Raw genomic sequence first — 23,415 nt, 5'->3', positions numbered from 1 at the left:
TGTCCCTCAGATCGCGCTTGGAGCATAGATACGGTTGTCGACGTCGAACCGGTTCTGCTGAAGCCAGCCGTCGATATAGGCGGCGACCTCTTCCCAGCCGGGTTCGCCGCAGATGTAATGGCCACGGTTGGGGAACTCGCGGAAGTCGGTCACGCTGCCGGTATTCTCGTAGGCCTTGAAATTCTTCTCGTTGAGATCGGCGGGAATGATCTCATCCTTCTCGCCGGCAACCAGAAGCAAAGGTTCATGCGGACGGCTGAGGTCGATCTTGCCGGACGAACCCATGCAGTCGCGCAGAACGTTGCGGCTGTCGTGGGTCGCCGTCTTCTCGAACTCGACAGCCGCCTGCTCTTCCGACAGCGTGTTGGCGAAGGAGCCATGAAACGTCTTTGCATCCATGTAGACCGGCTCATCACCCTTCAGCGGATTGGTGATGATGGCGCTGTTCTTGATGAAGCCCCAGTCGAAATCGAGCATGGCATTCGGCGCAACCGACGAGATCGCCACTGCACCCGAGACGTGGCCATCCGCGAGCAGCTTCTGCGCGATCAGGCCGCCGACAGAGTGACCGATGACGACAGGCTTATCGAGGCCTGCGACCGCCGATTTGATGGATGCATAGATGGCATCGAGGCTCAGCTCACCGAGCCCGGCTGGCGGGTTGTCGCGCAATGCCTTCGGATCGCCATCGTGAAGAGGCCATGCCGGGGCGCTGCAGTCGTAGCCTTTGTCGCTGAAGTAGCGAACCCAGTTGTCCCAGCTTTTGGGATTTTGAAACATGCCATGCACGAAAACGATCTGCGTCATCGATAATCCTCTCTTTTCTGAGAGAGAGGAACCGAAAACCCGCGCCGTTGTTCCCACGCGCTGAAAGACTTGGGCAAGCAGATCGCAGATTGCTGAGTCCAGAGCTGTAAGGCCAGTCGTGCGACTGGCCTTATGCGATGTCGCCACGGATGGGGTATGCCGGGATTACGCTCCGAACGCCCCGTCGATCGTGTGCATTGCCCCGGTCACGAACCCCGCCTCCGGGCCGGCCAGCCAGGCGACCATTCCGGCAACCTCTTCCGGACGACCGTGGCGCTTGATCGCCATGAAGCTGTGCATCAGGTCTTTCATCGGTCCGTTTTCCGGATTGGCATCCGTATCGATCGGCCCCGGCTGGACGACGTTGATGGTGATGCCGCGCGGCCCGAAATCGCGTGCCAGCCCGCGGGCCAGTCCCTGCAGGGCAGATTTGCTCACCGCATAGGAGGCCATGCCCGGAATAGGCATCCGGTCACCGTTGACGGAACCGATGACGATGATCCGCCCGCCGTCCGGCATCTGCCGCGCCGCTTCGACCGAGGCGTGATAGGGCGCATGGATATTGATCTGGAAAAGCCGGTCGATCGCGTCCGGATCCTGTTCAAGCGCATCGCCGAAGACAGCGATCCCGGCATTGACCACCAGCACGTCCAGCGGGCCGCTTTCCCGCACCCGGGCAATCACCGCGTCGCGGCTGGAGCTGTCGGTCTGAACAGCCGTAGTCTTGGTCTCTGCCGCCAGCTCATCCGCCGCCGCGCGAGAGCCGGCATAGGTGAAGGTCACGTTGGCACCGTCGTTTGCAAACCGCCGCACGATGGCGGCGCCGATACCCCGGCTACCGCCGAGAACCAGAACGGATTTTCCCTGAAAAGTCGTCATCTGAGATCCTTGAGAAATACAGTAATGACTGCTACATAAATCATCAGGGTTCATCGTCAAGGTATTTTGTAATAATGACTACAGATATTCCGCGTACCCGCGGTCGCCCACGTCGTTTTGATGCCGACCAAGGTGTGGAGATTGCGCAAAAGCTGTTCCATGCGCGCGGCTATGATGCCGTGGGGGTTGCCGATGTCACGCAGGCACTCGGTATCAATCCGCCGAGCTTCTATGCCGCCTTCGGCAACAAGGCCGGGCTCTACGCGCGCGTTCTTGAACGCTACTCGCTAACGGCGGCGATTCCGCTTGCTGATATCCTGAGGCCCGACCGCCCGGTTGCCGAATGCCTTGCGGCCGTGCTGGAAGACGCCTGCCGGCGCTATGCGGCCGACCCGGCTACCGCTGGCTGTCTCGTTCTGGAGGGAACCCATTGCGATGATCCGGAGGCACGTGTGGCGACCCGCGCATTGCAGGCAGCAGCGGAGGATGTGATCCGCGGCTTTATCGCAGCGCGGCATCCGGAAAAGGCGGAAAGCGTGACCGATTTCGTCTCGACCACAATGACCGGCCTCTCCGCCAAGGCCCGCAACGGATTGGAACTGGACCGTCTCCTGGCCATTGCTCGCCTGGCCGGACGGGTCCTGGCGCAAGAGCTTGCGGATTGATCATCGCCGCTGCAGCCGGGCCTGCAGCGACGGAACGCGATTGCTGCGCACCCATCGGGTGGCACGCAGCAATCAACTCAAATGATCTATGTCGCGCTATCAGGCGCCGGTGACGCGCCAGATGACGTCGCCCACATCGTCCGCCATCAGCACGGCACCGTCGGCGGCGAGCGCCACCCCGACCGGGCGGCCGAAGGAGTGCTTTTCGTCCTTGGACAGGAAGTCGGTGAGGATTTCGCGCGGCATTCCCACGGGCTTGCCGTTCTCAAAAGCGACGAAGGCGAGCTTGTAGCCGGAAAGCTTGGACCGGTTCCACGACCCGTGCTGGCCGATGGCCATCCCCGCCGGAAAGCCGGGCAGCGTGCCCGCCGGCAACCAGCAGAGCCCGAGCGACGCCGTATGGCCGCCCAGCGCATAGTCGGGCTGCTGCGCGGATGCCACCTTGGCGGCGTCCTGCGGAACCCGGTCGTCCACGACCCGGTTCCAGTAGCAGTAGGGCCAGCCGTAGAACCCGCCGTCGCGAACCGATGTCAGATAATCCGGCGGCGTCTCGTCACCCAGGCCGTCGCGTTCGTTGACAACCGTCCACAGCATGCCGCCTTCAGGCTCGAACGCCATGCCGACAGGGTTACGAAGACCACCGGCAAAGATGCGCGACTGGCCCGTCTGAAGGTCGTATTCGTGAATGCAGGCGCGGTTTTCTTCCACGCCCATGCCTTCGTCGGCAATATTGCTGAGCGATCCCACAGCGACATAAAGCTTGGAGCCGTCCTTGCTGACGATCAGGTTGCGCGTCCAGTGGCCGCCGGGCACCAGATCCATCAGCTTCTTCGGCTGCGCGGTAATCTTCGTCGCGCCGGCCACGTAAGGATAGGCCAGAAGCGCGTCACTTGCGCCCACATAGAGCGTGTCGCCGACAAGCGCGATGCCGTAGGGCTGGCGCACGTTTTCGATATAGGCGAAACTTTGCTCGGCCACCCCGTCGCCATCGGCGTCGCGCAGCAGCGTCACCCGGTTAGGGCTGTCGCCGGAAGCCCGCGCCCGCTGCATCGTCGCCGACATGGCATGGTCGAACAAACTGCGCGGATTGCCACGCTCGCCCATCGATTCCGCCACAAGCACATCGCCGTTGGGCAGAACATGCATGTTGCGCGGATGCACGAGCCCGCGCGCAAAGGCATTGACCTTGAGGCCCGCCGCCGCCGTCGGCTTGTGATCGCCTTCCCAGCCCTTGGCTGTCGGCATCTTCAAGGTCGGGATCTTGCCCTGCGGCTTTGCGGCCGGAATGGCAGGCGTCGTGCCGAACACCGGCTGCCGCGGGCCATCCCCCGAATGACGAATAAGAACAGCGCCCTGGCCGATAAAGGCGACGACGCGGGCAAACAGAGAAGGCTCAGTCATGGGGAACTCTGACATTGAGGAATCCGAAAAGCAGAACGCTAAAGCCTTTATGCAACAGACACTAGAGGGCAAAGGCACAATTTATCAGAGCATCCACCACCACTCGGGTTGCCGCCCGGGTGACCCTTCGGCCACCGGATGCGGCCGCCTTCAGCCTATGGCTGAAGACCCGCGCAGCGTGCCGTGTTGCGGATATGCGTTTCCATTTCGCTCCTCGCCAACGCCGCGTCGTTCAATCTCAGGGCCGCAATGATGCGCCGGTGCTCGGCGATCGATTGTCGCATCCGTTCGGGATCGGTCATCGGGATCGGCTGCCGCTGGGTCTCGGTGACCTGGTCGCGCACCGTCTGGTAGAGTGCCTTCAGCATCGTGTTTGCGCAGGCCGAAACGATGGTGCCGTGGAAATCGAGATCCGCCTCGACGTTTGCGAGCAGGTCCTGGCGCGCCCAGCAATCCTCCATCGTCTGCGTTGCCATTTCCATCTTCTCGAGCTGCGCCTGCGACAGGCGGCCCGCGGACAGACGCGCGATCTCCCCTTCTAAGAGGATGCGGGTCTGGAACACGTCGAACACCGAATAGCTGTCCGAGTAACGCCACGGCGCCATGTGGCCGGACTGGCTGATGGCGCCGTCCGAGACCGAGCTCGAACCCGCCGTCACGAACGTGCCGCGACCGGCTTCGGTCTTCAAAAGGCCCAGCGTTTCCAGGGTCAGCAGCGCCTCGCGCAACGACGCCCGGCTGATCCCGAATTTCTGCGAGAACTCCCGTTGCGACGGGATCTTTTCCCCCGCCTTCAGCTGGCCGGCCTGGATCATCGTCTGGATTTCGCGGGCGACCGACTGCGGAACGAGCGTTTTGTTGAGCATGCGAACCTATTCCAGCTGGGCCCCTGCGGCCTGTCAGATATATTTTTCCCCGAGCTATCTTGCAAAGCCCAAAGTGCCGTGCTTGTTTGGTCGGACTGGTCTGACCAGTTAGACCAACATAGATTGCGTCTCATCATAAAAACAAGGGGTTCTCTCAATGCTACACGCGTCACGCATCAAAACCACAGTTCTCGCCGGCCTGTTTACAGCGCTCGGCGCAATCGGCGTTCACGCTGCCGATCTTACCGTCGGCGCCAATATCGGCAACGTGCCCTGGGAATTCGAAGACGCCAGCGGCAAGGTGACCGGTTTCGAGATCGATCTCGTCAACGAAATCGCCAAGCGCCTCGGCAAGACCGTCGAATTCGTCAACACGCCGTTCAACGGCCTGTTCCCGGCGGTACAGTCGGGCCGCATCAACATGGCGGTGTCGTCGATCACCATCACCGAGAAGCGCCTGCAGTCGGTGTCCTTCGCTCAGCCCTATTACGATAGCGACCAGTCGCTGACAGTCACCGCCGCTTCCGGCATCACCGGCCTCAAGGGCATGAGCGGCAAGGTCGTCGGCGTCGATACGGGCTCGACCGGCGACATGTGGGCAGACAGCCACAAGGGCGAATACAAGCTCGGCGAAATCCGCCGCTTCGAAGGCCTGCAGCCGGCCATGCTCGATCTCGTTGCCGGCCGCGTCGATGGCTACATCTCCGACATCCCGGCCCTGCTCTACTACGCCAAGGACAAGCCGGAACTGAAGGTCGTCGAGCGCATCCCGACCGGCGAGAAATACTCGATCATGTTCAACAAGGGCGATCCGCTGGCAACCGAAGTCAATGCCGTCATCACCACACTGAAGGGCGAAGGCTTTATCGCCAAGCTCCACCAGACATGGTTCGGTGCAAAGGCCGAAGACACGACCTCGACCGTCGCCGTCCTCGACATGCCGAAGGCCAAGTAAGGCTCACCAGAGCAAGCTTGAATTGCATCCGGCGGAGCGCCAAACGCTCCGTCGGCTTGCCAAGGGAGCCGATCCGGCATGAACCTTCTCAATACATTCTTCAACATACCGGTCTTCCTGAACAGTCTGCCGCAGCTGCTCTGGGGCTTGGTCGTGACGCTGCAGATCGGCATTACCAGCATTCTGGTCGGCCTTGCAGGCGGACTGTTTCTGGCGGTGGCAAGGCTCTATGCGCCGTCATTCTTTCAGGTCCTGATCCGCATCTATATCGACATCTTCCGCTCGATACCGCTGCTGGTGCTGCTGATTGTCGTCTACTACGCCCTCCCCTTCGTCGGCATCCGCCTGTCGCCGTTCCTGTCGGCCGTAACCGCGCTGTCGCTCGTCTCCGCCGCCTATACCGCCGAGATCTTTCGCGCCGGCATCGAGGCCATTCCGAGCGGACAGTTCGAGGCATCATCAGCCCTTGGCCTGTCGGGCCGCAGCACGATGATGGATATCATCCTGCCGCAGGCGATCCGCATCGTCATTCCGCCGCTCACCAACAATTGCATCAACGTCATGAAGGACACGGCGCTTGCCTCCGTCGTCGCCATGCCGGATCTTCTCAAGCAGGCGACCCAGGCACAGGCGCTCAACGCCAACCCGACGCCGCTGATCGGGGCCGCGCTCATCTATATCGCGCTGCTCTGGCCGATGGTGGCCGTCGTCGGACGTCTTGAAAAGCATTACAGCCGGGGGAAACGCTGATGGCGAAGACAACCGGCCCCCTGATCTCGATCCGCCGCCTGAACAAGGCCTATGGCACATTCACCGTTCTGCACGATATCGATCTCGATGTGGCCGAAGGCGAAGTCGTCTGCATCATCGGCCCCTCCGGCTCGGGCAAATCGACGCTGATCCGCTGCATCAACCACCTCGAAGCGTTTTCGCCCAACAGCACGATCACCGTCGACGGCATCCGTGTCGCGCCGGGACCGGCGCTTGCGAAAGTCCGCGCCGAGGTGGGCATGGTGTTCCAGTCGTTCAATCTCTTCCCGCATATGACGGTGCTGAGAAACGTCATGCTGGCACCGATGCGCGTCAGGAAGGCATCGCCAGAAGACGCCGAGCGCAAAGCCCGCGAACTACTGGCGCGGGTCGGCATTTCCGAACAGGCGGAAAAGTTCCCCGGCCAGCTCTCCGGCGGCCAGCAGCAGCGCGTAGCAATAGCCCGGGCGCTCGCCATGGAACCCGGCGTACTGCTGTTCGACGAGCCGACATCCTCGCTCGATCCCGAAATGGTCGGCGAAGTGCTGGACGTGATGCGCAAGCTCGCCGGCACGGGCGTCACCATGATCATCGTCACCCATGAGATGGGCTTTGCCCGCCAGGTCGCCGACCGGGTGATCTTCATGGATGCGGGACGGCTTGTCGAGGCGGGCACGCCGGCCGAAATCTTCGACAATCCTAGGGAAGAACGGACACGCAGCTTCTTGCGCGCCGTACTCAATCATTGAAGAACAACAAACGCAGGACCACAGGGATGAACACCACTTCACCACTCGATCTCGACTACGTGCGCAGCCAGTTTCCCGGCCTCGCGCGCGGCTGGACGCTGTTCGACAACGCCGGAGGGTCGCAGATCCTCAAAGGTGCGGTTGAGCGCATCAACACATTCCTGATCGAGAAGAACGTCCAGATCGGCGGTTCCTACGCGGTCTCGCAGGCAGCGGCCGCCGCACTCTACGAGTCGCGGACTGCTGCCATGCATCTGGTCAACGCATCGCGTCCGGAAGAAATCGTCTTCGGCGCTTCCACCACTCAGCTGCTGCAAAACCTTGCCCGTGCCATGCAGAGCCAGCTCTCGCCCGGCGACGAGATCATCGTCACGGTCAGCGATCACGAATCCAATATCGGCCCCTGGGACCGGCTGCAGGAGCGCGGCATCACGCTCAAGTTCTGGCCGCTCAACAAGGACACGCTGACGCTCGATCTGGCCGACCTTGCACCGCTGATGAGCGATCGCACCAAGCTGGTCTGCGTGACGCACGTGTCGAACATCCTCGGATCGATCAACCCGATCAGAGAGATCGCCGATTTTGTGCATGCCCGCGGCGCAAAGATCTGCGTCGATGCCGTGGCCTATGCCCCGCACCGCGCCGTCGACGTGCAGGCGCTGGATGTCGATTACTACGTCTTCAGCCTCTACAAGACCTATGGGCCGCACTACGCGCTAATGTATGGCAAATACGATCTGCTGGCCGAGCTCGACACGCTCTATCATTACTTTTACGGCAAGGACAAAGTGCCGGGCAAGCTGGAGCCGGGCAACCCGAACTACGAGCTTGCCTATTCCACCTGCGGCATCGTCGATTACCTGACGGCGCTTGGAGAACAGGCCGGCGAGACAGGCACGGCGCGCCAGAAGATCGAAGCGGCTTTCGCGGCAATCACGGCCCAGGAAAACCTCTTGGCGGAACGCCTTCTCGCTTACCTCCGCTCGCGCAACGACTGCCGCATCGTCGGCCAGACGACGAACAGCGGTAGCACGAGGGTCCCGACGATCGCGTTCCGCTTCGATGGCCGCGACGCCGGCGAAGTCTGCAAGGCAATGGACAGCGAGAAGATCGCCATCCGCTTCGGCGATTTCCACTCGCGCCGGCTTGCCGAATATCTCGACCTGACAGACCACGGCGGCATGGTTCGCGTGTCGATGGTCCATTACAACACGCTGGACGAGATCGATCGCTTTACCGCAGCACTCGAGCGGATCCTCGCAACCGACGCCGGTCGCGCGGCCGCCGCCGCTTGAAGAAGGAACGGATCATGCGCTTCGATACGGTCATCAGACACGGCACGGTGGTCACAGCGAGCGACACGTTCGTGAGCGATGTGGGCATCAAGGACGGCCGCATCGCTGCCCTTGCGGCAGAGCTTACCGAAGCCGATGAGGTGATCGACGCGACAGGACTGTTGGTCCTGCCGGGTGGTATCGACAGCCATGTCCATCTCGACCAGCCGTCCGGCGACGGCATCGTCATGGCAGACGACTTCGATTCAGGCACCCGGTCGGCGGCGATCGGCGGCAACAGCACGGTTCTGGCCTTCTGCATGCAGGAGAAGGGCCAGACGTTGCGCGAGGCGCTGAAGATCTATCACGCCAAGGCCGAAGGCAAATGCCATGTCGACGTCGCCTTCCATCTTGTCATCACCGATCCGACCCCTGAAGTCCTCGGCCAGGAACTGCCGGCACTCGTCGAGGACGGCTACACCTCGCTCAAGGTGTTCATGACCTATGAGGGTCTGCGGCTGCGCGACGACGAGATCCTGGCGACGCTCGATACCGCACGGCGCACCGGCGCGCTGGTCATGGTCCATTGCGAGAACGAGGATGCGATCCGCTACCTGGTCGGACGGCATGAGGAGGAAGGCAAGTTCGCGCCGAAATTCCATGCCACAACCCGACCGATCGCCGCCGAACGGGAAGCCACCCACCGGGCGCTGTCGCTGGCCGAAATCGTCGATGTGCCTGTTGTCATCGTGCATGTCTCCAACCGCGAGGCGATGGAAGAGATCCGCCGCGCCCGTCAGCGGGGCCAGAAGATCGCCGGCGAGACCTGCCCGCAATATCTGATGCTGACCGCCGATGATCTCGACCAGACGGAGATGGAGGGCGCCAAATTCGTCTGCTCCCCGCCGCCGCGCGACAAGGCCAGCCAGGATGCGTGCTGGGAAGGACTGGAACAGGGTGTCTTCGACCTGTTCTCCTCCGACCACTGCCCTTTCCGCTTCGACGATCCCGAAGGCAAGCTCAACGAGAAGGGCAAGCGAAACTTCCGCTGGATCCCGAACGGCATACCGGGCGTCGCCACCCGCCTGCCGATCCTGTTTTCCGAAGGCGTCATGAAGGGCCGCATCGACATCAACACATTCGTCGCGGTGACCTCGACCAATCACGCCAAACTCTACGGTCTCTATCCCCGCAAGGGTACGATCGCGATCGGCGCCGATGCAGACATCGCCCTGTGGGATCCGGACAAGCGCGTCACTTTGACGAACGATCTCCTGAAACACGGCGCTGATTATACGCCCTATGAAGGGCTCGATATCCGCGGCTGGCCGGTGCAGATGCTGCTGGGCGGCAGGACCATCGTCAAGGACGGAGAGCTGACCGGGCCCGGAAGCCGCGGCCGCTATCTCCCGCGAAACCGCTCGTCCCTGACATCGAGCCGGGGTTCAACCTGAGGCGTTGCACAAGCTGCAACGCCTTTCGCTGGCCACCACGTCTGCCTGACGATGCGAGCGTGACTTGGCCGCCGCTATGAGGCGGCGGAGCCCACAAGCAAGCGGTGATTACTTCGTCACCGTGAGGGTCGCATGCATGCCGGCTTCGTAATGGCCCTTGATGTTGCAAAAGAGCATATACGTTCCGGGGACGAGCTTGGCCTTCAACTGGCCGTCGGCACCGGGCTTCAGATCGGCAACTTCGCCAAGGCTTTTCAGCGTCTTCTCATCGACGCGATGTTTGGCCTTGACTACGGTGAGTGTCTGATCTGGCGACTTCAACTTGACGAGCACCATTTCGTGCTCCTCGGTCGTCGCGTCGTTGTGGACCATAAACGTTGTGTCGCCTGCCGGAACGGTCGTCTGATCCATTGTCAACGTCATCGGCTCACCCGCTTCGCCGGACTCGACAACCTTGACCATAGAGCCGGCCAGTGCAGGCGTTGCAGCAACGAAAAGGGCAAGTGCAATAGCGGTGTTTCGGATTGTGAGCATGGGTTTACCTCCGGTTGTCATCACCGGATGGGTATGACGGCAAGCTGACAGCGGCCTGAACGAATTGGAGCGTGTTCTCACCGCCTACCGGAGCAGGCCGTTACATCGTGGCCACCTTATGGGCGTCGAGAATGACCGCGATGTCTTTGCTGTGCACGACACAATTGCGCCCGGACGCCTTGGCAACGAACAGCGCCTTGTCGGAGGCCTGGTAGAGAGCCTCGAACGTAGGGTAGTCCTCCTGGTCCGCAACGCCACCGGACACCGTGATATCGACCTGCCTTTTGCCCGCTTGTATGGGCCGCGCAGCAATCAGGGCCCTGCAGCGGTGCGCGAGCGAGAGACGCTCCGTCGGCGAAAGCGCTGACACGAGGACTGCGAACTCCTCACCACCGATCCGGGCAACGGCACGACTTTGCGAAAAGATCTCGGCGAGCTGATGCGCAACTGCAATGATGGCCTGGTCCCCGATATCGTGGCCAAAGCGGTCGTTGATCGCCTTGAACTTATCGATATCGAACAGGATGAGAGAAGATGCGGCGGGAGCGCGCGTCACCTCATCCAGGAACGCTCGCCGATTCATCAGCCCCGACAACATGTCCGTTCGGCTCAAATGCTCGAAAGCCGCCCGGGAGATCGTGAGGTGATGAATTGCTAGACCAACGATATAGACGATCGAAAATGTCAGCGCCGATGCAACGACAGTCGAGATGATAACCCCAACCGTTGCGGCGGGCACGACGTCATACGGCAGCCATCCCAATCCATGAAGCGTGTAGTGGGCCGCAACGTTGAGAATGTCGGCAACAACGGTGACGCAAACGGTCATGAGCAAAGCGAATGCGAGGACTTTGCGTCGCGTCTCGAACCGGTCCGACGCACAGGCCTGCTTGATGTAGCGGTCGATCAAAGCAAGCATGCGATAATTCCAATACTGTTCGAAGCGACCACGCGGACGCGCCTGGCGGCTTTCAGCTCGCCACACTGAACTACAAACGCATTGAGACTTCGTGAATCCGAACACAAGTTAATTTGCGATTAAGTGTCGCAAATAATTCTCGCATTTCCTCATCAAACTGATGCAGCCATGGAACATTGGCGTGGTCGTGGGAGCCCCTGCCCGTAATCAAACGTCAGAAGGGCGGGGATCAGTCTGAGGCCATCTCTGCAGTGCTTCACGGCCAGCGTCGGTGAGGCCGTAGACGCCTCTGTCGAGCCGCTCGAACCATCCATACACGTTGGAAAGCAGGATCTTGCCGGCATCCGGGGCAACCGCCCTGATATCGCGCACGCGGGACGGCCCGTCGGAGACCATGGCGGCGCAGCTAAGCGCCTGCTGGCGATAGGCAGTCATGACGGGAACCCGCGTACTGCCGCCAAGCACGGGATCGCCGCGTCTCTTCTGGTGTTCGCGCATCAGCCTCGAACGCCGTTTCGGATTGGTCCGCGGCATGGGCGACACGGAGCCGACGATGACGCTCACATCTCCTGCGGCCGAAACGCCGAGAATACCGATGCCAAGCCGGCGGCAGAGGTCGCGGTAGCGCTTGTCCGTTTCGCGGCCCTTGCCCTTGAGCGAAAGCTTTGCCGCAATCCAGACCTCGTCCGCGATAGCCGCCCTGTCGACCGCCTGGAGAATAAGCTCCAGATTGAAGCTCAGCTTGAGCTCGCAGATGACGACGACGGTGGGATCGCCCTCGCTCAGGCCGACGAGATCACAGCCGCCGACTTCGCCTTTCACCACATAGCCTGCAGTTTCGAGGAAGGCTTTGACGGGTAGATAGAGGGAGGTTTCCATGGATGCGCATCACAGTCGGGAATCAGGCTGCAGACATACACCGATCAACCCGCCAGATCACCCCGCCGCCGGATTTCAGCTTTCCGCCAGCCGATAGCCGACGCCCGTTTCGGTGAGGATATACCTCGGCTGGTCGGGCATTTCCTCGATCTTCTGGCGGATCTGGCGCACGTATATGCGCAGATACTGGATGTCGGTGACCTCCCCCCAGACCTGATCGATCAGGTACCGGTGGGTCAGCACGCGCCCCGCATGCTGCACGAGAATACGCAGGATGTCGTATTCCTTGCGCGAGAATTTTACCTCCTCGCCCCTCACCTTGACCACGCGCCGGACGAGATCGACACTGAGGTCACCCGTCTGGAAGATCGGCTTTTCGCCCTGGGTCTGCAGCCGGTGGCGCAACGCAACCCGGATCCGCGCAATCAGTTCGTTCATGTTGAACGGCTTGGTAAGGTAATCGTCTGCCCCCATTTCCAGCGCCTTGACGATCCCTTCCTCATCCGTCCGGCTCGACAGGATCACGATCGGCAGCGTTAGCCCCTCGGCGCGCCATTTCGCCAGAAGATCGTGCCCGGCCATATCAGGCAAGCCGAGGTCAAGGAGAACGAGGTCGGGCTGGTCGGCGGCCACGAGTTCCATTGCGGTCCTCGCGTTCGGTGCTTCGATGATGACGAAATCCTGCGTCGAAAGGCCGACCCGCAACAACTTGCGGATCGGCGGCTCGTCGTCGACAACCAGAATTCTCGTGGCGGCCTGGTTCATCGCATGTCTCCGTCAATCTGCAGCTGGGCCGGAATTGGCATACGGATCGTAAAGATCGCTCCTTCACCCGCTGGTCTGTTTCCCGCCGTCAGACGCCCACCCATCGCTTCGATGAAACCGCGGCTGATGGACAGTCCAAGGCCCGTGCCGGCCTTGACATGATCGATCTTGCGCACCCGGTAAAACGTGTCGAACACCCGCTCCAGGTCGGCATCGGGGATCCCCGGCCCCTCGTCCAGAACGGCAAGGGTGACGTATTTCGCATCTGACCAGCCCAGAACCTCGATCGTTGTACCCTCTGGCGCATATTTGGCCGCGTTGTCGATGAGATTGAAGAGTGCCTGCTCCAGGAGGACCGGATCGCTTCTGATCATCGGCATTTCGGATGGAATAGCTACCTTCAGCTTGTGATCCGCAGTGATTTTCTGTGCCCGCTTCAAGGCTGTCCCGACGATATCGCCGACATAATGAAGCGCAAAGTTTGGCTCCATGGCGCCTGATCCGATGCGCGTCATGTCGAGCAGGTTGACGATGAACCGGTTGAGACGCTCCGACTCCTCGATCACGGTGGTCAGAAGTTCGTCTCGCGAGTGATCGGTCAGGTTCGCCCCGAAATCCTTCAGCGTGCTAGCCGATCCGAGCACGGCTGAAAGCGGCGTCTTCAGATCATGCGAAAGCGAGGTCAGCAGTGCGGTGCGCAATTTGTCCGTCTCGGCGGCAAGCTTTGCCTTGTCGACGTCAGCGACGAGTTGAATGCGCTCGATCGCGAGTGCGGCCTGATCGGCCAGCGCATCGAACAGACGCTGCTGGTCCGGGGTGAGCAATGGTCCCTGCCGGTCGTTGTCGAGCCCGACAACGCCGATCGCCCCGCGTCCGGTGCGCAACGGCAGGTACAACCGCTTGGCGCCGGGTAACGTATCGGCCGCGCGGCCGGCCGGACGATTGTGTTCCCATGTCCACTTCGCCGCCGCGATGTCGGCATCGACAAGCGTGTCATCAGGCGGATAGCCGGCCCGGACGGCAAGGGTGTCGTTCTCGGGCAACAGAATGACGACCCGAACCTTCAGCATGGAGGCGATCTGGAACGCGGTGGCCCAGAGCACGTCGTCAAGCGTTCCCGTGCCGGCGAGCTTTTTCGAGAACAGGTAGAGATCCTCGGTCGTGCGGGCTCTCTGCCGGGCGGCTATCGCCTGCCTTTGAACCGACGCGGCCAGATTGCTCGCCACAACGGCGGTTCCGAGAAACGAGAGAAGGGCAACGACGCTTTCCGGATCTCGGATCGTGAACGTGAAGCGCGGCTCGAGAAAGAAGAAATTGAAGGCGAGAGCGCCGATGAAGGACGCATAGAGACCCGGCCCGAGCCCTCCCCGGATTGCCGAGGCGAGCACGCCCATCAGAAAGACAAGCGCCAGGTTCTGCACGTCGAGCGCCTGGTCGAGCAGCGTGCCGATCGCAACGGCCGCCGTCATGAACAGCGATGCGCGGATATAATGTTTCGGATTGAGCTTCTTCGCCGGCAGCGCTGTCCGCACACCTGGAGAGACGGCCTCCTCGCTGCCGCCGGACATCACATGAACGCTGATCGCACCGGAATAGCGGATGAGATCATGCGTGATCGACCCATCCCACAGCTCCCGCCAGCGCGGCTTGGTGGACTTGCCGATGATCAGGTGATTGAAGTTGTTGGCATTGGCGTAGGCGATGATCTCCCGCGACACCCGCGAGGCGGGCAGTGTCACGGTTTCGGCGCCGAGCTGTTCGGCGAGCCGCATCGCAGCCGATAGCCGGTCCTTGTCGGCCTCGCCCAGATTGGCGGATCCGGGCGTCTCCAGATGCAGCGCCGTCAAGGGTGCCCGCAGCCTGTCTGCCTGCCGTCTTGCGTAGCGCACCAGTGCCGCACCGTTTCGGCCATGATCGAGGCAAACGAGAATGCGTTCGCCCGCAGCCCAGGGACCCGCGATGGCATGCGCCTGCATGTGATTGAGGAGCTGATCATCGACCCGCTGCGCCGTGCGACGCAGCGCCAGTTCGCGCAGCGCCGTCAGGTTGCCCGGAGAGAAATAATTCTCGACCGCACGGCGCGCGGTCGTCGGCAGATAGACCTTGCCGTCATGCAGACGCTTGATCAGATCCTGCGGCGTAATATCGATGATTTCGATATCGTCGGCGCGGTCGATCACCGAGTCCGGCACCGTTTCCCGGACGCGGATACGCGTGATCTGCGCGACGATGTCGTTCAGGCTCTCCACATGCTGGATATTCAGCGTCGAAAAGACGTCGATGCCGCTGGCGAGAATTTCGAGGACGTCGAGATAGCGCTTCGGATGGCGGCTGCCGGGGGCGTTGGTGTGAGCCAGTTCATCGACCAGAACCAGACGGGGCTTCCTGGCAAGGATCGCATCGAGATCCATTTCGTCGAGCTGCTGGCCGCGATAGTCGAACACGCGGCGCGGGATCATTTCGAAGCCCTCGACCAGAGCTTCGGTTTCCTTGCGCCCATGGGTTTCGACCACGCCGATCGCCACATCGATGCCGTCGGCCTTTCGGCTGCGGCCGGACATCAACATTTCATAGGTCTTGCCGACGCCGGGTGCGGCCCCGAGAAAAATCTTCAGCCGGCCACGCCCCTCCTGCCGGGCGTACTCGAGAAGAGCGTCCGGAGATGGTCTGCTAGCGCCTTCGTGTTTTGCTTCCGGCATGGAGGTCTTTCGTTCCGCAAACGAGCGGCGGCCAAACTGACCGCCGCTCGTTCAACTACGACTTCTCGGCGTCAAGCGCCATATTGAGCGCCAACACATTCACCACGGGCTCACCCAGAAAGCCGAGTTCTCGCTGTTCGATATGACGCTCGACCAGGGCGCGAACCGCGGCTTCATCCATGCTGCGTGCCCTTGCAACACGCTGCACCTGAAACAGCGCCGCTTCCGGCGAGATATGCGGATCGAGACCGCTGCCCGATGCGGTGACGAGGTCGATCGGCACATCCGCGCCCGGGTTGGTCGCTTTCGCAGCCTCCGTGTCGGCCTTCACGCGGTCGATCAGCTTCTGGCTGGTCGGGCCGAGGTTGGAACCGGACGACGAGGCCGCGTTATAGCCATCGCCTGCAGCCGAAGGGCGACCATGGAAATACTGCTCGCCGGTGAACGCCTGGCCGATCAGCGCGGAGCCGACGACCTTGCCATCCTGTTCGATCAGGCTGCCATTCGCCTGGACGGGGAAGATCGCCTGGGCGATGCCGGTCATGGCAAACGGATAGATGAGGCCGGTGAAGACGGTGACGGCAACGATCATGACGATTGCCGGACGGATCTGTTTCAACATGATGAATGCTCCTTAGGCAAGACCGATGGTCGTGATGACCATGTCGATCGCCTTGATGGCAAAGAAGGGAAGGATGATACCGCCGAGGCCGTAGATCAGAAGGTTGCGCGACAGCAGCGCACCGGCACCGACGGAGCGGTATTTGACGCCGCGCAGCGACAGCGGGATCAGGGCAACGATGATCAGCGCGTTGAAGATGATCGCCGACAGGATCGCGCTTTGCGGTGTCGCCAGTCCCATCACGTTGAGAACGCCGAGCTGCGGATAGAAGGCCAGGAACATGGCCGGGATGATCGCGAAGTACTTGGCGATGTCGTTTGCGATCGAAAACGTCGTCAGCGCGCCCCGGGTCATCAGCAACTGTTTGCCGATCTCGACGATCTCGATGAGCTTGGTCGGATCGCTGTCGAGATCGACCATGTTGCCGGCTTCGCGCGCCGCAACCGTGCCGGTGTTCATGGCGACGCCGACATCGGCCTGGGCGAGCGCCGGCGCATCGTTGGTGCCGTCGCCGCACATGGCGACCAGCTTGCCCTTGGCCTGCTCCTCGCGGATCAGCGACAGTTTGTTTTCCGGCGTTGCCTGGGCGAGGAAGTCGTCGACCCCTGCCTCGGCCGCAATCGCTGCCGCAGTCATCGGATTGTCGCCGGTGATCATCACGGTGCGGATGCCCATGCGGCGCAATTCGGCAAACCGCTCGCGGATGCCGCCCTTGACGATATCCTTGAGCTGGATGACGCCGAGCAGCCTCCCGCCGCGGGCAACGGCCAGCGGCGTGCCGCCGGCCTTGGCGATCTCGTCGGCGATCGCCTGGCATTCCACCAGAACGGCGTCCTGCGTGACGGGCCCACCGGCCACGGCATTCTGGCGGATATAGGAAAGGATGGAATCGACCGCACCCTTGCGGATCTGCTCTCCGTCCAGATCGACACCGCTCATGCGGGTCTGTGCGGTGAACGGGACGAAGGTTGCCTTCAGGCTCGCCATGTCGCGACTGCGGATCGCGTATTTTTCCTTGGCAAGCACCACGACGGAACGTCCTTCCGGCGTTTCGTCGGCCAGCGAGGCCAGCTGGGCTGCATCGGCAAGATCCTGTTCCGATACGCCTTTGACCGGACGGAAGGACGTGGCCTGGCGATTGCCGAGCGTGATCGTGCCGGTCTTGTCGAGGAGGAGCGTATCCACATCGCCGGCAGCCTCAACTGCGCGGCCGGACATGGCGAGCACGTTGAAGCGCACCAGGCGGTCCATGCCGGCAATGCCGATCGCAGACAGCAGGGCGCCGATCGTCGTCGGGATCAGTGTCACGAACAGCGCGACCAGCACGATGACGGGGATGGAGCCGCCCGCATAGGAGGCAAACGCCGGAATGGTCGCAGTTGCCAGAACGAAGATCAGCGTCATGCCGGCGAGAAGGATGTTGAGCGCGATCTCGTTCGGGGTCTTCTGGCGTTCGGCGCCTTCGACGAGCGAAATCATCCGGTCGATAAAGGTCGAGCCGGCGGCGGCCGTGATGCGCACGCGGATCCAGTCGGAGAGGACCTGCGTGCCGCCGGTCACCGCCGAACGGTCGCCACCGGATTCGCGGATGACAGGAGCGGATTCACCCGTGATCGCGGCTTCGTTGACGGAGGCGACGCCTTCGATCACTTCCCCATCCGAGGGGATGATGTCGCCGGCTTCAACCAGAACGATGTCGTTCAGCTTGAGGGTGGTGCCGGCAACCATCTGGTAGTCGGTCCGCTCTTTTCCGGTGATGAGTTTCGCCTGCACTTCCGTGCGGGCTTTGCGCAGCGATTCCGCCTGCGCCTTGCCACGTCCTTCGGCAACGGCTTCCGCGAAATTGGCAAACAGGACGGTGAACCAGAGCCAGATGTTGAGCTGCAGGGAGAAGCCCAGGTCGTCACTGCCGGCGGCGAGATCGCGCAGGAACAGAACGGTGGTCAGCACCGACACGGTGGCCACGACGAACATGACCGGGTTTTTAACGAGGGTTTTCGGGTTCAGCTTGGTGAAAGCACCGCCGAGTGCCGGAACGAGGATGCGCTTGTCCAGGATACTTGCGGATCTTGGTGCGCTATCGGATTTTGCCTGGCTCATATGAGGCTCCAGCCTTGGAAAGGGAGGCGACCGGGAAAAGGTCAGCCACGAAGGATTTCTAGTGTTGCGACGATGGCGAGAAGGGCCGTCATCATCACGAGAATGGCGTTCGATCCGCACCACCAGCGGGGGACCGTCCCGCCACGCTCTGGCGTGACGGGAGGAGACTTTTTGGGGTGCATCTGACGGTGACCCATGGCGTGACCTCAGAACGTCTGGCCTGCGATCATCATCAGGTGCTCGACGACAGGACCGAGCGCCAGTGACGGCAGGAAGGTCAGGCCACCGACGATCATGATCGTGCCAACAAGCAGACCGACAAACAGCGGGCCGTCGGTGGGGAACGTGCCGGCCGATGCCGGAACCGTCTTCTTGGCGACCAGCGAGCCTGCAATGGCCAGCGCCGGAATGATGACCAGGAAGCGGCCCATCAGCATGCCGATGCCGAGCGTGATGTTGAACCATGGCGTGTTGGCCGACAGTCCCCCGAACGCGGAGCCGTTATTGGCGGCGGCCGAGGTATAGGCATAGAGGATCTCGGAGAAGCCGTGCGGACCAGCCGTCCCGATAGAGGCGACCGCCGAAGGCAGCACGCTGGCGATAGCCGTAAAGATCAGCATGGCGAGCGGCAGGCAGAGAATGGCCAGAAGCGCCATCTTCATGTCCTTGCCCTCGATCTTCTTGCCCAGATATTCCGGCGTACGACCAACCATCAGGCCTGCCACGAACACGGCGACGATGATGAACAGCACGATGCCGTAGAAGCCCGCGCCGACACCGCCGACGATGACTTCGCCGAGCTGCATGTTGATGAGCGGGATAAGGCCGCCGAGTGCCGTGAACGAGCCGTGCATGGCATTGACCGCGCCGCAGGAGGCCGCCGTGGTGATGACCGCAAACAGCGACGACATGACAACGCCGAAGCGGACTTCCTTGCCCTCCATGTTGCCGCCCGAAAGGCCGAGCGTATGCATGATCGGGTTTCCGGACGCTTCTGCCCAGTAGACAACGGTGACGCCTGCCAGAAACAGGATGCCCATCGAGGCGAGGATCGCCCAGCCCTGGCGCTGATTGCCGACCATCCGGCCGAACACGTTGGTAAAGGCGGCACCGATCGCAAAGATCGACAGCATCTGGATCATGTTGGAAATGCTGTCGGGGTTTTCGAAAGGATGCGCCGAGTTGGCGTTGAAGAAACCGCCGCCATTCGTGCCGAGCATCTTGATGGCAAGCTGCGACGCGACAGGGCCGACGGCGATCGTCTGCTGGACGCCTTCAAGCGTCGTGGCATTGACGTATGCCGAAAACGTCTGGGGAACGCCGAGCGAGACATAGATGAGCGTCAGCAAGACGCAGAGCGGCAGGAGGATGTAGAGCGTGGCACGGGTCGTATCGACCCAGAAATTGCCGATCGCCTTGCCCGATGCCCGCGAAAACGCGCGAATGAGGCCGATGGCGATTGCCATGCCTGTCGCAGCCGAGGCAAAGTTCTGCACCGCGAGCCCAGTCATCTGGCTGAAATAGGACATGGTGCTTTCGCCGCCGTAACTCTGCCAGTTGGTGTTGGCGACAAAGCTGACAGCGGTGTTGAACGACAATTCCGGTCCGGGCGATGCGAGACCTGCCGGGTTCATCGGCAGAACGTCCTGGAGGCGCAGGATGCCGTAGAGCAGCAGGAAACCGGCGAGATTGAACATCAGCACGGAAAACGCATAGGCGGTCCAATGCTGCTCTTCACGCTCGCTGGTGCCGGCCAGCGCGTAAAGCCCGCGTTCGATCGGACCGAACACGGGGGAGAGAAAGGTGCGCCCGCCGGAAAACACAAGGGTCATATAGGCCCCGAGCGGTTTGACGAGCAGAAGGAGGATCCCGCAATAGACGAGGATCTGTAGCCATCCGTTGAAGGTCATGGGAAGAGACTTTCGGGCAAGCTGAAGCTTTGGTCAGAAGCGTTCGGGGCGAATGAGAGCATAGGTGAGGTAGAGGGCGAGGAAGACGGTCACACCGCCGCCGAGGATATAATCGAGGGTCATGGCATCCCTCTCAAAGCCTGTCGCAGGCACGGGTATAGACCGAGCAGAGACCGAAGAAGCCAACAGTCGCCGCGACGAGAATAAGGTCCATCATTGTTCTGGAATCCTGGTTGTTCGTGGATGAAGCCAGGAAAGGCGCCAGTCTGTTGACGCCTCATTCTCTCTGGCTGGAGACGATCACGATCCGTCTCCAACCCTATATGCGGCCGATCCCCATAGGGATTCGAGATGGCTCGGAAGCCTAAGAAATATAAATCGCATAGGAATTTATGGGCGGGACCCTGTGCCGGGAGCGTGCAGGCCGCCGCTTGGAGCCGGCCCGTTGCGGCGTTCACGTTGCGGTTTCACCTCCAAATCCTTACATCTATGGGGGATTGAGTTTCTCTTGCGGAAAAGACAGGTGCGCGATGATTTGGGTAATAGGCGCAGCAGCCGTCGTGGTTCTCTACCTGTACTCGCGACGGGCGGGGCTAGCGGCGGTGGCCGTTCTGGCTGTGCTTTATATCGGCCTCTGGCTGATGTCGGGACAGATCAACTCGAAAGTGCCGACCAATCAATCCGTCGCCGTGGTCGCAAGCTCCGGCGGCGAGACATGCAAGGCACCCGGCGCGCCCGTATCCGTTACCTTTACCAACAACGCGGACAGACAGCTGCTCGCGACATCTTTCACGCTGAGTGCGCGCCAGGCGGGCCATAGCTCCCTGATCTACAGGGCAACGCTTCGAAGCGACAAGATCATCGAACCGGGCGGCAGCTGGACCGAGTGCTACGGCCTCAATCCGCTGTCGTTTTCCGAACGGGACGTCCACTACAACCCCAGCGACCTCGAATGGTCGGCCGAGGTCTCGCTCTCGCGATTTGCGTCCAGCTAATCGTTTCTGGGACAAACCGTGCCGCAACGACTTGCGGTTTTGCTCGGCTTGAATGCTTCCACTTTCCCCGTCAGCGTTACCCGCAAGCGGCTGTCGCGAATTATTTTTGCGTCACCGCTCGATAAGTTTTGTTCCAAGCGCATTTACACTGTCATGCCTGGCTTCTGGCAGCAGCGCATTCAATCGGGGACGGCTATGAGCGACATGAGTAAAGAGGCTATCGCAGCGGCGGGGATCGCGAACAAGCCTGTCGGGCTGAGCGCGCCGACCCTTTCGGGCCGAACGATCCTTATTCTCATCGGCGTGGCGGTGATCCTCTATGTCGGCCAGGAAGTGTTTGTGCCGCTTGCGCTCGCACTCCTCCTCACCTTCACGCTCGCACCCATCGTCAGTTTCCTGCGCAAGCGCTACGTCCCGAGGATCGCCGCCGTCCTCCTCGCCGTCGCCACGGCGTTTTTTGTCATTGCAGCCTTCGGTTTCATCGTTGCCGGACAGGTCGCCAATCTGGCGGACAATATTCCGACCTATCAGCGCAACATCGTCGCTAAGGTGCACTCTCTCAGCCAGGCGGGCTCCGGCAACGGCGTGTTCGAACATCTTAGCAAGGTCGTCGAGCGCATCGGCTCGGAACTGCAGGACAACGCGGAAGAGAGCAAGGAAGACGCGCCGCCACAGATCAAGCGTCGCGATCCGATGCCTGTCGAGATCGTAACCCGCGCCAACCCGATCGAAACGCTCGGCAATTTCATTCTGCCACTCATCAGTCCCTTTGCAACCGCGGGTCTGGTTATCGTCCTCGTGATTTTCATGCTGCTTGAGCGGGAGGAACTCCGCGACCGGTTCATACGCCTTGTCGGCCTCGGCGATCTCCACAGGACAACGGCGGCTCTTCAGGACGCGGGAAAACGCGTCGGCAAATATCTGCTGATGCAGTTGGTCGTCAACGCGCTGTATGCCTTGCCGATCTCGATCGGCCTCTGGCTGCTCGGCATTCCGAACGCCATCCTGTGGGGACTGTTGACGCTCGTCCTGCGCTTTGTCCCCTACATCGGTCCGGTCATCGGCATGATCCTGCCGCTGTTTCTGGCACTGGCGATTGCCCCCGGATGGTCGCTGGTTGCCTGGGTCGCCGCACTGTTTATCGTCACCGAACTCGTCAGCAACAACGTCGTCGAACCCTGGCTCTATGGAAGCCATACGGGCCTTTCGCCGCTCGCCATCATCGTCTCGGCAATCTTCTGGTCGTGGCTCTGGGGGCCTGTCGGACTGATGCTGTCGACGCCCCTCACCGTCTGTCTCGTCGTTCTCGGTCGCTACGTTCCGCAGTTCAGCTTTCTCGACGTGCTGCTCGGCAACGAGCCGGTTCTGCAACCGCAGGAAAAACTCTACCAGAGACTGCTTGCCGGCGATCCCAACGAGGCGACCGACAACGCGGAGGATTTTCTCGAGGAGGAGTATCTCGTCGACTATTATGAAAAAGTCGGATTGCCTGCACTCAGGCTGGGTGAACTGGACCGGCAGCGCGGCGTGATGAGCGAGGCCCAGATCGCCCTGTTTGCCTCAACCACCCAGACGCTGATCGGCAATCTGGCGGAGATCGCGATCGAGGAAGAAGCGGAAGACGATCCGGCCGAAGGGGAAGCCGCTGTCACAGAGCAGATCACCGGTGAAATCGACCTGCCCAGCGGCGAAGGGAAATCCGTTCTCTGCCTCGGCGGCAGAGGCGCGATCGACGATGCCGCGGCCGCCATGTTGTCGCAGGTTCTCGCCATTCAGGGCGCCACCGTGTCTCAGGCCGACCACACGGCCGTGAGCGGCAAGACGGTAAGCCTGATGAACCTGACCGACGTCGACACGGTCCTCATCGCTTTCCTCAATGGCGGCTCCAAAGCCCACGCCCGCCAGGCCGTGCGCCGGTTCAAGCGACAGAAGCCGTCGGTTCGGGTGGGGATCATGATCACCGGCGTCGACGGTCAGCGGGAAAGCCCCCTTGCGACAGAGGACATCGATGCAGACTTTGTCGTCACCACCATTTCCGATGCGGTTCGTGGCGCGCTGACCACCGCCCAAGCGGTCGAGATCAAGGCGCCGAAGCGGATCGGCCGGCCTCGCGAGCGCAAGACCACGCCGCTCGTCGCGTGATCGGAGCACCCCGCAGGCAGGCCTGACCTGTGGGGTCCTCGATGCCGACG

General features: G+C 61.6%; 22 protein-coding genes. 8 read left to right on the top strand and 14 right to left on the bottom strand.

Going from position 1 to position 23,415, the window contains the following annotated elements:
• Window positions 1-6: 6 nt before the first annotated feature.
• Together ACQY1J_RS08215 and bdcA are read right to left on the bottom strand one after the other, a co-directional pair.
• A complete protein-coding gene (locus tag ACQY1J_RS08215; protein ID WP_062460619.1) occupies window positions 7-807 on the bottom strand; it encodes an alpha/beta hydrolase in 801 nt (266 codons plus the stop codon).
• 165 nt (window positions 808-972) lie between these two features.
• Window positions 973-1,686: an SDR family oxidoreductase gene (gene bdcA, locus ACQY1J_RS08210; protein WP_062460623.1), complete on the bottom strand. Its 714-nt coding sequence runs from the start codon at window positions 1,684-1,686 to the stop codon at window positions 973-975.
• A gap of 74 nt (window positions 1,687-1,760) precedes the next feature.
• On the opposite strand from bdcA, the gene ACQY1J_RS08205 reads away from it, so the two are divergent.
• Window positions 1,761-2,351 carry a TetR/AcrR family transcriptional regulator gene (locus ACQY1J_RS08205; protein ID WP_430251150.1) on the top strand — a complete coding sequence of 197 codons (591 nt, stop codon included), beginning with the start codon at window positions 1,761-1,763 and terminating at the stop codon, window positions 2,349-2,351.
• Between the two features lie 99 nt (window positions 2,352-2,450).
• On the opposite strand, the gene ACQY1J_RS08200 is transcribed toward ACQY1J_RS08205, so the two are convergent.
• Entirely contained in the window at window positions 2,451-3,752 is a 1,302-nt protein-coding gene (locus ACQY1J_RS08200) for a PQQ-dependent sugar dehydrogenase (protein ID WP_430251149.1), read from the bottom strand.
• Window positions 3,753-3,907: 155 nt separating this feature from the next.
• A complete protein-coding gene (locus ACQY1J_RS08195; RefSeq protein WP_430251148.1) occupies window positions 3,908-4,618 on the bottom strand; it encodes a FadR/GntR family transcriptional regulator in 711 nt (236 codons plus the stop codon).
• 157 nt (window positions 4,619-4,775) lie between these two features.
• Here ACQY1J_RS08195 and ACQY1J_RS08190 point away from each other — a divergent pair, with 157 nt between their 5' ends.
• The 5 genes from ACQY1J_RS08190 (at window position 4,776) to hydA (ending at window position 9,800) form a co-directional block, all read left to right on the top strand.
• The gene (locus ACQY1J_RS08190) at window positions 4,776-5,573 is read left to right on the top strand and encodes a transporter substrate-binding domain-containing protein (RefSeq protein WP_062582473.1); all 798 of its coding nucleotides are present in this window, start codon (window positions 4,776-4,778) and stop codon (window positions 5,571-5,573) included.
• 78 nt (window positions 5,574-5,651) lie between these two features.
• Window positions 5,652-6,323: an amino acid ABC transporter permease gene (locus ACQY1J_RS08185; protein ID WP_430251147.1), complete on the top strand. Its 672-nt coding sequence runs from the start codon at window positions 5,652-5,654 to the stop codon at window positions 6,321-6,323.
• Entirely contained in the window at window positions 6,323-7,072 is a 750-nt protein-coding gene (locus ACQY1J_RS08180; protein ID WP_430251146.1) for an amino acid ABC transporter ATP-binding protein, read from the top strand. Before ACQY1J_RS08185 ends, ACQY1J_RS08180 begins: the two co-directional genes overlap by 1 nt.
• Window positions 7,073-7,098: 26 nt before the next feature.
• Complete coding sequence (locus tag ACQY1J_RS08175) at window positions 7,099-8,367, top strand: cysteine desulfurase-like protein (RefSeq protein WP_430251145.1); 1,269 nt, start codon at window positions 7,099-7,101, stop codon at window positions 8,365-8,367.
• Window positions 8,368-8,381: 14 nt separating this feature from the next.
• Window positions 8,382-9,800, top strand: a complete 1,419-nt coding sequence (gene hydA, locus ACQY1J_RS08170; RefSeq protein WP_430251144.1) for a dihydropyrimidinase — start codon at window positions 8,382-8,384, stop codon at window positions 9,798-9,800.
• 108 nt (window positions 9,801-9,908) lie between these two features.
• Here hydA and ACQY1J_RS08165 read toward each other — a convergent pair whose 3' ends face one another.
• From ACQY1J_RS08165 to kdpF, 10 genes are all read right to left on the bottom strand, one after another.
• Entirely contained in the window at window positions 9,909-10,334 is a 426-nt protein-coding gene (locus ACQY1J_RS08165; protein ID WP_062582465.1) for a plastocyanin/azurin family copper-binding protein, read from the bottom strand.
• Window positions 10,335-10,434: 100 nt separating this feature from the next.
• Window positions 10,435-11,253, bottom strand: a complete 819-nt coding sequence (locus tag ACQY1J_RS08160) for a GGDEF domain-containing protein (RefSeq protein WP_430251143.1) — start codon at window positions 11,251-11,253, stop codon at window positions 10,435-10,437.
• A 207-nt stretch (window positions 11,254-11,460) separates the two neighbouring features.
• Entirely contained in the window at window positions 11,461-12,132 is a 672-nt protein-coding gene (locus ACQY1J_RS08155) for a DUF2161 domain-containing phosphodiesterase (RefSeq protein WP_430251142.1), read from the bottom strand.
• A 75-nt stretch (window positions 12,133-12,207) separates the two neighbouring features.
• Window positions 12,208-12,897: a response regulator transcription factor gene (locus ACQY1J_RS08150; RefSeq protein WP_430251141.1), complete on the bottom strand. Its 690-nt coding sequence runs from the start codon at window positions 12,895-12,897 to the stop codon at window positions 12,208-12,210.
• A complete protein-coding gene (locus ACQY1J_RS08145) occupies window positions 12,894-15,596 on the bottom strand; it encodes a DUF4118 domain-containing protein (protein WP_430251140.1) in 2,703 nt (900 codons plus the stop codon). Before ACQY1J_RS08145 ends, ACQY1J_RS08150 begins: the two co-directional genes overlap by 4 nt.
• Before the next feature lie 55 nt (window positions 15,597-15,651).
• Entirely contained in the window at window positions 15,652-16,218 is a 567-nt protein-coding gene (gene kdpC, locus ACQY1J_RS08140; RefSeq protein WP_430251139.1) for a potassium-transporting ATPase subunit KdpC, read from the bottom strand.
• A 12-nt stretch (window positions 16,219-16,230) separates the two neighbouring features.
• Entirely contained in the window at window positions 16,231-18,318 is a 2,088-nt protein-coding gene (gene kdpB, locus ACQY1J_RS08135; protein ID WP_430251138.1) for a potassium-transporting ATPase subunit KdpB, read from the bottom strand.
• 41 nt (window positions 18,319-18,359) lie between these two features.
• The gene (locus tag ACQY1J_RS08130) at window positions 18,360-18,500 is read right to left on the bottom strand and encodes a hypothetical protein (protein WP_430251137.1); all 141 of its coding nucleotides are present in this window, start codon (window positions 18,498-18,500) and stop codon (window positions 18,360-18,362) included.
• Window positions 18,501-18,524: 24 nt separating this feature from the next.
• Window positions 18,525-20,228: a potassium-transporting ATPase subunit KdpA gene (gene kdpA / locus ACQY1J_RS08125; protein ID WP_325262978.1), complete on the bottom strand. Its 1,704-nt coding sequence runs from the start codon at window positions 20,226-20,228 to the stop codon at window positions 18,525-18,527.
• A gap of 33 nt (window positions 20,229-20,261) precedes the next feature.
• Window positions 20,262-20,351 carry a K(+)-transporting ATPase subunit F gene (kdpF, locus tag ACQY1J_RS08120; RefSeq protein WP_062460674.1) on the bottom strand — a complete coding sequence of 30 codons (90 nt, stop codon included), beginning with the start codon at window positions 20,349-20,351 and terminating at the stop codon, window positions 20,262-20,264.
• 407 nt (window positions 20,352-20,758) lie between these two features.
• Between kdpF and ACQY1J_RS08115 the strand changes: the two genes are divergently transcribed.
• Together ACQY1J_RS08115 and ACQY1J_RS08110 are read left to right on the top strand one after the other, a co-directional pair.
• On the top strand, window positions 20,759-21,223 hold the full coding sequence (locus ACQY1J_RS08115; RefSeq protein WP_430251136.1) for a hypothetical protein: 465 nt from the start codon (window positions 20,759-20,761) through the stop codon (window positions 21,221-21,223).
• Between the two features lie 195 nt (window positions 21,224-21,418).
• Complete coding sequence (locus ACQY1J_RS08110; protein ID WP_430251135.1) at window positions 21,419-23,365, top strand: AI-2E family transporter; 1,947 nt, start codon at window positions 21,419-21,421, stop codon at window positions 23,363-23,365.
• Window positions 23,366-23,415 lie beyond the last annotated feature (50 nt).

Source organism: Neorhizobium sp. DAR64860/K0K1, from assembly GCF_050500205.1.
Taxonomy (GTDB): Bacteria; Pseudomonadota; Alphaproteobacteria; order Rhizobiales; family Rhizobiaceae; genus Neorhizobium; species Neorhizobium soli.
This window is presented reverse-complemented; position numbering and strand designations above follow the sequence as displayed.